We start from the raw sequence: 1,294 nt of genomic DNA on the forward strand, positions 1-1,294 counted from the left end.
CAGACAGTAGCTGTATCTCCAGATAAGAGATAGGCTTGAATATATGTCTAACACTAACACCAATTTTGAGATGACCGGGATCCTGTTAGGGCAAGAAGTCCGTAAACGTAAAACTCCTCAGGAGAAGATCGCCATTATCCAGCAGACGATGGAGCCGGGTATGAATGTCTCCCATGTCGCCCGCCTGCATGGTATCCAGCCCAGCCTGCTGTTTAAGTGGAAGAAGCAATATCAGGAAGGCAGCCTCACCGCCGTTGCGGCTGGAGAGGAAGTCGTTCCTGCTTCTGAGCTTACTGCTGCTCTGAAGCAGGTCCGGGAGCTTCAGCGCCTTCTGGGCAAGAAGACGATGGAAGTTGAGATCCTGAAAGAAGCCGTGGAGTACGGTCAGTCGCGAAAATGGATAGCGCACGCGCCCTTGTTGCCAAAGGACGGGGAATAGCCATGGTCAGCCGGACCATGGGCGTGTCGCGTGCGCAACTGTCACTGCGGATTAACCGTTCTGCCGACTGGCAGGACAGGCGCTGTAACCGGCGTAATGAAGAAGCAGACGCAGAAATACTGTCGGCTATCCTCAACATTATCAGCGATATGCCGAGTTATGGTTATCGACGCGTGTGGGGCATCCTGCGCAAGCAACGTCGCACAGAGGGACAGCCACCTGTGAATGCCAAACGGCTTTACAGGATAATGAGCGAGCATAACCTGTTGTTGTTGCATCACAAACCAGAGCGACCGAAGCGTGAACATAAGGGCAAGATAGCGGTGGCAGAAAGCGATATGCGCTGGTGTTCAGATGGCTTCGAGTTCGGCTGCGACAACGGCGAAAAACTGCGGGTAACGTTCGCGCTGGACTGCTGCGACCGTGAGGCCATAGACTGGGCAGCAAGCACGGGAGGCTATGACAGTTCGACCGTGCAGGATGTGATGCTGAGGTCGGTGGAAAAGCGCTTCGGCGACAGGCTGCCCGACACAGCGGTGCAGTGGCTGACGGACAACGGTTCAGCATATACCGCGCATGAAACGCGGAGGTTCGCCAAAGAGCTGAATCTGGAGCCATGTACAACAGCGGTGAGCAGCCCGCAGAGCAATGGCATGGCCGAACGGTTCGTGAAGACGATGAAGGAAGACTATATCGCGTTCATGCCGAAACCGGATGTGAGAACAGCCCTGCGAAACCTTGCAGCGGCGTTCACGCATTACAATGAAAATCACCCGCATAGTGCGCTGGGATATCACTCTCCGAGAGAATACCGGCGGCAGCGGGCATCGTTAACTTAAGATACAAAAGCTGTCC

The 1,294-nt window shown here is 54.7% G+C and carries 1 protein-coding gene; it reads left to right on the top strand.

Annotated elements, in window-relative coordinates; translation table 11 throughout:
* Positions 1-70 precede the first annotated feature (70 nt).
* Positions 71-1,278 (top strand): IS3 family transposase gene (locus AAIG39_RS25620; RefSeq protein WP_087776199.1). Its coding sequence is split into 2 segments (ribosomal slippage): positions 71-392 and positions 392-1,278, totalling 1,209 coding nucleotides; the frame shifts between segments, so codons are not numbered across the junction.
* The last annotated feature ends 16 nt before the right edge of the window (positions 1,279-1,294 follow it).

Origin of the sequence: Phytobacter palmae, assembly GCF_039409775.1 — a bacterium.
GTDB classification, from domain to species: domain Bacteria; phylum Pseudomonadota; class Gammaproteobacteria; order Enterobacterales; family Enterobacteriaceae; genus Phytobacter; species Phytobacter palmae.